Raw genomic sequence first — 7,580 nt, forward strand, 5'->3', positions numbered from 1 at the left:
GAGCAGGCCCGTGCGCACCAGCAGGGCCACGAGGGGATTCCGGGTCACCAATAGCCATGACATCCATCACGACTTCGGCGATCGACACGCCTCAGGGGCGCTCGGTTGAACGGACTTGCGACGACCTTGCCATGCTGGTCCTGGCTGCCGTCGCCGTCATCGCAGGGCTGACCTTCCGCGACTACGGGCTCGGGTGGGACGACTACACCCATGCCGAATATGCCGACCTCTTGCTGCGCATGTACGGCTCCGGCTTCCGGGACAGCTCCGCCCTTTCCTTCGCCAATCTCTATATGTACGGCGGCGGCTTCGACATGGTCGCAGCCCTGCTGCACAAGATTATCCCGCTCGAGCTGTTCGAGACGCGACGGCTGGTCGGCGCGATCGTCGGCGTGATCGGGCTTGCGGTGACATGGCGGCTGGGACGTCGCATCGGCGGACCTCTTGCTGGTCTGGCCGCGCTGCTGCTGCTCGCGCTCTGCCCGATCTTCTACGGCCACATGTTCATGAACCCGAAGGATGCGCCCTTCGCGGTGGCGATGATCATCCTGATGCTCGGCCTCGTCAGGCTCGCAGAGGAATATCCGAAGCCCTCGCCGCGCACGATCCTGATCGTCGGCCTGGGAGCCGGTCTCTCGATCGGCTCGCGCATTCTCGGCGGGCTCGCGCTGGTCTATGCGTTGGTCGGCTTCGTCCCGCTGTTCCTGGAGGAACTGCGCAGCGAGGGCGTCCGCGAGGCCGTCAGGCGTTTCGCCCATGTCGTCTACGTGCTGCTGCCCGGCCTTGTGCTGGGCTATCTCGTGATGGGCCTGATCTGGCCGTGGTCGATCATGGAGCCCGGCAATCCCTTCGAGGCTTTGACCTATTTCTCGCACTTCTTCGAGAAGCCCTGGAAGGAGATGTTCGACGGCGCGATCGTGTCCGTGCCCGACATGCCCTGGTCGTATCTGCCGACCCTGTTCGTGCTGCAGCTGCCTGAAGTGATGCTGGTGCTGATGGCGGGCGCCGTGATCGGAACCGTCACCATGCTGCCGCGCCGTCAGGTTCCGGCGCGCCGCAAGACCATTCTGCTGATGCTGACGCTGGCCGCGACCCTGCCGCTGGCGATCGCGATGGTGAAGCGTCCGGCGCTCTATAACGGCATCCGCCATTTCGTGTTCGTGATCCCGCCGATGGCGGTGCTCGGCGGCGTCGCCTTCGGGTGGATCATGGAGCGCCTGCGCGCCAACCATCGCGCCTGGCAGCCGGCGGTGCTCGCACTGTTCTGCTTCGGTCTCGCGCTGCCGCTTGCCGAGATGATCCGGCTGCATCCCTATCAATACACCCACTTCAACCACATCGCCGGCACGGTGCGCGGCGCCGACGACCGCTTCATGCTGGACTATTGGGGCCTCGCCTTGAAGCAGGCCTCGGACGGGCTGCGCGAGCAGCTGGTCGAGCGCCAGGAAGTGCCGCCTCGTAATCGCAAATGGAAGGTCGCGGTGTGCGGTCCGCAGCGCCCGGCGCAGGTCGCGCTCGGCCCCGACTTCACCATCGGCTGGGATTCCAACGCGGCCGATTTCGCCATGACGCTCGGCGAATTCTACTGCAAGGGCCTCACCGCCCCCGTGCTGGTCGAGATCAAGCGCGACGACGTGGTGTTCGCGCGCGTCTACGACATCCGCGGCCGCAGCATTTCCAGCCTGTTGTCGATCCCGGCGCCTTAAGAAGTTTCTCCCGGGCCGTATCGCTCTCCGCCTTCGCTCTTCGAGCTACGGCGGACAAGCATGCGGGCGACGCTTGGCTGCTGCGATTTGATCGCCTTGCCGCCTGCCTCACCCGAGACTACGCTCTCTCCCCACAACAACGAAGTTCGGGGAGATTGCCATGTCGCCAGCGGAAGCCCGCCTGAAGGAAGTGCCGTCTGGTATGACGGAGGCCGAGTGGCAGCAACGGGTCAATCTCGCCGCCTGCTATCGTCTCGTCGCGCTGTACGGCTGGGACGATCTGGTCGACACCCACATCTCCGCGCGCGTGCCCGGCCCTGACCATCACTTCCTGATCAACCCCTACGGCCTGATGTTCGACGAGATCACGGCCTCGACCCTGGTCAAGGTCGATTTGCACGGCAACCAGCTCTCCGAGAGCGAGTACAGCATCAACCCGGCCGGCTTCACCATTCATTCGGCCATCCACGATGTGCGCGAGGACGCGATCTGCGTGCTGCATCTCCACACGCTCGACGGCACCGCCGTGTCGAGCAGCGCCGAAGGCCTGTTGCCGCTGAACCAGACCGCGCAGCTCGTCACCCATGATCTCGCCTATCACGACTATGAAGGCATCGCGCTCGACCATGACGAACGGCCGCGGCTGCAGAAGGACCTCGGCGACCACAACCACATGCTGCTGCGCAACCATGGCACGCTGACCGTCGGCCGCTCGGTCGCCTCGGCCTTCGAGCGCATGTACCATCTCGAGCGCGCCTGCTCGATGCAGGTGCGCACCCGCGCGCTGGGCACGCCGATCTATCCGGTCGATGAGATCGCGATCGGGAAGAACACCGAGCTGCTCGCCAACCGCGACGCCGCCGAGCTGCGCGCCAACAATCTCGTGTGGCCGCCGCTGCTGCGCAAGCTCGACCGCGAGCTGCCGGGCTATCGGTCTTGAGATTCTTGCGAATGTGAGGTAGTGTTTTTGTCGAACTACCTCTGCACGTCTTGGAATGAAACGCCGTCCAATCCCGGGCGGCGTTTTTATTTTGGGGCGATTACTCCTGCCTCCGCCGTCATTGCGAGCGTAGCGAGATCTCGTAGGGTGGGCAAAGCGAAGCGTGCCCACGACTTGTATGCAATACGAGACAGATGGTGGGCACGGCGCTTTGCGCCTTTGCCCACCCTACGGCACAGCAATGACCAGATTCCGGGCTCGCCTCTTTGAGGCACCCCGGAATGACCGCTAAGCGGTCACTTCACCTCCGCCAGCGCGGCGAGGATGCGGGCCCAGGAGCGGATGCCTTTCTGGAAGCTGCGCAGATCGTACTTCTCGTTCGGCGAGTGGATGTTGTCGTCGTCGAGGCCAAAGCCGACCAGCAGCGAGTCGAGCCCGAGCGCTCGCTTGAAATCGGCGACGATCGGGATCGAGGCGCCGGAGCCCATCAACACGGTCTCCTTGCCCCACTCCTCGGTCAGCGCCTGCTTGGCCGCAGCCAGTGGCTTCATGTTCCAGTCGAGCGCCACGGCGGGCGCTGCGGAATGGTCGCCGAACTCGACCTTGCAGTCGCCCGGAATCCTGGAGGTCACGTAGTCGCGGAAGGCCTTGCGGATCTTCTGGGGGTCCTGTCCCTGAACCAACCGGAACGAGACCTTGGCCGAGGCATGCGACGGGATCACCGTCTTGGAGCCTTCGCCGATATAGCCGCCCCAGATGCCGTTGACGTCGCAGGTCGGACGCGTCGACGCCTGCTCGACCATCAGCCGTCCCTTCTCGCCCGCGGGAATCGACAGTCCGATCGGCTTGAGAAACGTCTCGGGCGTGAAGTTGAGTTTCTTCCACTGCTCCAGGATCTCCGGCGGCGTATCCTTCACGCCATCATAGAAGCCGGGAATGGTGATGTGGTTGTCATCGTCGAACAGCCCGCCCAGGATCCTGGTGAGCACCCGGATCGGGTTCATGGCGGTGCCGCCGAACACGCCGGAATGCAGATCGCGGCTGGCCGCGGTGATCTTCACCTCTTCATAGAGCAGACCGCGCAGCGCCGTGGTGATCGCAGGCGTGCTGGGGTCCCACATGCCGGTGTCGCAGACCAGCACGTAATCGGCCTTGAACTCATCCTTGTTGGCCTCGACGAACGGCACGAAATTCTTCGAGCCGACCTCTTCCTCGCCTTCGATCAGGAAGGTGATGTCGATCGGCAGCGAGCCCGTCACCTTCTTCCAGGCGCGGCAGGCCTCGACGAAGGTCATCACCTGACCCTTGTCGTCCTCGGCGCCGCGCGCGACGATGATCTTGCGGCCGTCGGCGTGATCCGTGACCACGGGCTCGAACGGCGGTCGGTGCCAGAGCTCGAGCGGGTCGACCGGCTGCACATCGTAATGGCCGTAGAAGATCACGTGCGGCCGTCCGCCCGCCTTCACCTTCCCGATGACAGCGGGATGGCCGGCGGTCGGCCTCACCTCGGTGGCGACGCCGAGGCTCGCAATGTCCTTGGCCAGATGCTCGGCTGCCGCCTTGCATTCTGCGGCATAGGCCGGATCGGCGGAAATCGACTTGATCCGCAGCAGCGAGAACAGGCGCTCGAGGCTGTTGTCGAAGTCCTTGTCGATGTGGTCGAGCACGGATTGAAGCTGCGCATTGGCCATGGTCGGATGTTCCGCTTTTGAAAGTCTCAGGATGGCTGCGATTTTAGCCCCGTCGCGGCCTCGGAGCTAGCCGCATGAGGCGGATGGCGGATGTGCCAGGCGAGCGTGACGGCGAGGACCGCCGTGGCGAGGAGATTGTTGCCCCAGGCCTGGATGGTGTGGGGAAATGGCGGCAACGACAGCAGCATGAGGATGCCGGCCGCGCCAAGCGCAAGCCATGTTCCCAGCCGCACCCTCGGCCGCGTGTCGAATGCGGCCCGATGCATCAGCACCGTCAGCGGCAGGAACAGCCACATGAAGTAGTATTGTCGCGCCAGCGGCGAGGCCACCGTCATCAGACAGAACAGGATGCCGAGCTCCTCGGCATCCGATCGCGCCGTTCGTTGCCGCTCTGATGGCATGACTGCGATAAATCCGAGCCCGAGCAACACCGATACCGCGAGCACGATCCAGTTCGCCGTCCTGTAGTCGACGTCGATGAGGTTCATCGTGTGCACCGGCTTCTCGGGATCTTCCAGATTGAAGTTGATCGGCCGGACCAGCCGGTGCGTCACGGCGATGATGGACTGGTTGACCCACGACCAGTTCTGCTCGTCGCGTTGGCCAAAACCCTTTTCCGAGCTCGAGCCGACCATGCCCTGGTACCAGGTGTTGAGCTCGGCAGCATTGCGCTCGAAGCCGCGGATCGGTGCAGGCACGATGTAGAGCAGGATGCCAACGAAGGCGAGCATGCTGACGGCCGCCGCCCATTGCCGGCGCCAGACCAGATAAGGCAGCACCGCGATCGGAAACACCTTGATGGCGGTGGCGAGCGCGAACATGAAGCCTGCGAGCCAGGACCGCCGATGTTGAAGGCTCCAGAAGCCGTAGAGCATCATCGCGAGCAGGACCAGGTTCGGCTGGCCGAGATCGAACATGTCGAACACGAAGGTCACGGTGGCGAAGGCCGGCAACGCTTCGAGCCACGGGCCCGGCTCGCGGTCCGATCCGGTCATCGCATTGGAGATGATCCCCGTGTGCCACCACGCCACCGCGTTCAGCACTGACAGCACGATATAGAGCGGAATCTTGCCGAACCAGCTCGGGATCGCGAGCAGGATCGCCGAGAGCGGCGGATAGATGAACTCGAAATATTCTCTGACGTCGGCGGGATAGAGCGCGCCGCCATGCAGTACCTGCTGCCCGGCCCAGTACCACAGCGCATAGTCCTTGGTTTTGCCCCGGCCGAAGATCTCCGGCCCCAGGACATCGGCGGTCAGGATCAGGCAGCAGAACAGGAAGAGCAGGTCCAGCGGCGCGCGTAGCGAGAGAGCTCGGAGCGCGCCGGGTTTGGTGGGCGAATTGGCTGTGGTCACAATGCCTTCAATCTGCGGCGGCGAGAATGTCGATATATGTCTACCCAGACACAAGCCGCAAGTCTGCCCTTCTCCCCGCAAAGCGCGAGGCGAGCTGCAGCGGCGCAGAAAACCGCTTCAAAAATGTCCTTGCCTGCCTACCGCCGGAGCAGTCCGCCGAGCGCGCCGCGGACGAGCGCGCGGCCGACCGAACCGCCGAGCTGGCCGCCGACCGATTTGCCGAGATCGGCGACGACCCCGCCGACCACCTTGTTGGTGACCGTGCGCGTGACGTCGCGCGCGATGCGCTGTCCGGTCGTCAGTCGGTTCCGCCCGGTATTGGTGCCGAAGACGCTGCCGACGATCGAGCCGATCTGGCCGAGGAGGCCGCCACCGCTCCCGGCCGCCTGACCATCGGCCGGCGCCGCGGTGCCCGCGATGCGCTTCTGGATGATCTCATAGGCCGACTCGGCATCGACAGCGGTGTCGTATTTGCCCTTGACCGGGCTTGCATCCATGATCGCCTTGCGCTCTTCCGGTGTGATCGGCCCGATGCGGGCCGATGGCGGGCGGATCAGTACACGCTCGACCATTGCCGGCGTGCCGTTGCCTTCGAGGAACGACACCAGCGCCTCGCCCTTGCCGAGCTCCATGATCACCTTGGCGGTGTCGAGCTTCGGGTTGGGCCGGAAGGTCTGGGCGGCGGCGGCAACCGCCTTCTGGTCACGCGGGGTGAAGGCGCGCAGCGCATGCTGCACCCGGTTGCCCATCTGCCCGAGCACGCGGTCGGGCACATCGATCGGATTCTGCGTGACGAAATAGACGCCGACACCCTTGGAGCGGATCAGGCGGACCACCTGCTCGATCTTGTCCATCAGTGCCTTCGGCGCATCGTTGAACAACAGATGCGCCTCGTCGAAGAAGAACACCAGCTTGGGCTTGGGCAGGTCGCCGGCCTCGGGCAGCTCCTCGAACAGTTCTGACAGCATCCACAGCAGGAATGTCGCGTAAAGCCGTGGGCTCTGCATCAACTTGTCGGCGACGAGGATGTTGACCATGCCGCGGCCGTCGCGGTCGGTCTTCATGAAGTCCTTCAAGGTCAGCGCCGGCTCGCCGAAGAACTTGGTGCCGCCCTGGTTCTCCAGCACCAGGAGCTGGCGCTGGATGGTGCCGACGGTGGCCTTGGTGACATTGCCGAACCCTTGCGCCGCTTTCCGGATCGGCGCGAGCGGATCCTCTTCCGCGTCCGGCCCTTTCTTGCCGCTGTCGGGCACGATGGCATCGAGCAACGCCCGCAGATCCTTCATGTCGATCAGGGTAAGGCCATTGTCGTCGGCGACGCGGAAAGCGACGTTGAGCACGCCCTCCTGCACGTCGTTGAGATCGAGCATGCGTGCGAGCAGCAACGGCCCCATCTCGGTGATGGTGGCCCGTACCGGATGGCCCTGCTCGCCGAACACGTCCCAGAACACCGTCGAGAACTGGTCGGGCTGAAAGTTCAGTCCCATCTCGCTGGCGCGCTTGACAATGAAGTCCTTTGCCTCCCCGACCTCGGAGATGCCGGAGAGGTCGCCCTTGATGTCGGCTGCGAACACCGGAACACCGGCCCGTGCAAATCCTTCCGCCATCACTTGCAACGTCACCGTCTTGCCGGTTCCGGTCGCGCCGGTGACGAGGCCGTGGCGATTGGCGAGCGCCAGTGTCAGCCAGGCCATCTCGTCTCCCTTGCCGACAAAAATCTTGTCGTCGGTATCGCCGAGCTTGTTGTCCTGCGCCGTCATCACACTCTCTATTGTTGGCTTCGCGTATCGAAAGCTCGAGCCCGCCAGCTCCGTAGTTTAACGCATGTTATAAACGATGACGTAATTGCGGTCAGCGCTCGGCGCACCAAAGCTCCGTTATCGTCGAG

General features: G+C 64.1%; 5 protein-coding genes. 2 read left to right on the forward strand and 3 right to left on the reverse strand.

Annotated features, from left to right (window positions below; translation table 11 throughout):
• Positions 1-56 precede the first annotated feature (56 nt).
• Complete coding sequence (locus Q0687_RS27090; protein ID WP_298883883.1) at positions 57-1,706, forward strand: glycosyltransferase family 39 protein; 1,650 nt, start codon at positions 57-59, stop codon at positions 1,704-1,706.
• A gap of 160 nt (positions 1,707-1,866) precedes the next feature.
• On the forward strand, positions 1,867-2,646 hold the full coding sequence (locus Q0687_RS27095) for a class II aldolase/adducin family protein (RefSeq protein WP_298883886.1): 780 nt from the start codon (positions 1,867-1,869) through the stop codon (positions 2,644-2,646).
• 296 nt (positions 2,647-2,942) lie between these two features.
• Here the strand turns inward: Q0687_RS27095 and Q0687_RS27100 are convergent, their stop codons facing one another.
• The 3 genes from Q0687_RS27100 to Q0687_RS27110 all read right to left on the reverse strand — a co-directional run bounded on the left by Q0687_RS27100 (position 2,943) and on the right by Q0687_RS27110 (position 7,452).
• Entirely contained in the window at positions 2,943-4,337 is a 1,395-nt protein-coding gene (locus tag Q0687_RS27100) for a M20/M25/M40 family metallo-hydrolase (protein ID WP_298883889.1), read from the reverse strand.
• Positions 4,338-4,363: 26 nt separating this feature from the next.
• Positions 4,364-5,692 carry a glycosyltransferase family 87 protein gene (locus Q0687_RS27105; RefSeq protein ID WP_298883892.1) on the reverse strand — a complete coding sequence of 443 codons (1,329 nt, stop codon included), beginning with the start codon at positions 5,690-5,692 and terminating at the stop codon, positions 4,364-4,366.
• Between the two features lie 137 nt (positions 5,693-5,829).
• Positions 5,830-7,452, reverse strand: coding sequence for a helicase HerA-like domain-containing protein (locus Q0687_RS27110; RefSeq protein WP_298883894.1), 1,623 nt, complete (start codon positions 7,450-7,452; stop codon positions 5,830-5,832).
• Positions 7,453-7,580: the final 128 nt, after the last annotated feature.

The sequence above is a fragment of the uncultured Bradyrhizobium sp. genome, from assembly GCF_936928535.1.
GTDB lineage: Bacteria > Pseudomonadota > Alphaproteobacteria > Rhizobiales > Xanthobacteraceae > Bradyrhizobium.

What these genes read in the sequence shown, in the direction of transcription:
- Q0687_RS27100 (WP_298883889.1), bottom strand. Translation starts at nt 4,337, where the DNA reads ATGGCCAATGCGCAGCTTCAATCCGTGCTCGACCACATCGACAAGGAC.
- Q0687_RS27090 (WP_298883883.1), top strand. Translation starts at nt 57, where the DNA reads ATGACATCCATCACGACTTCGGCGATCGACACGCCTCAGGGGCGCTCG.
- Q0687_RS27110 (WP_298883894.1), bottom strand. Translation starts at nt 7,452, where the DNA reads ATGACGGCGCAGGACAACAAGCTCGGCGATACCGACGACAAGATTTTT.
- Q0687_RS27095 (WP_298883886.1), top strand. Translation starts at nt 1,867, where the DNA reads ATGTCGCCAGCGGAAGCCCGCCTGAAGGAAGTGCCGTCTGGTATGACG.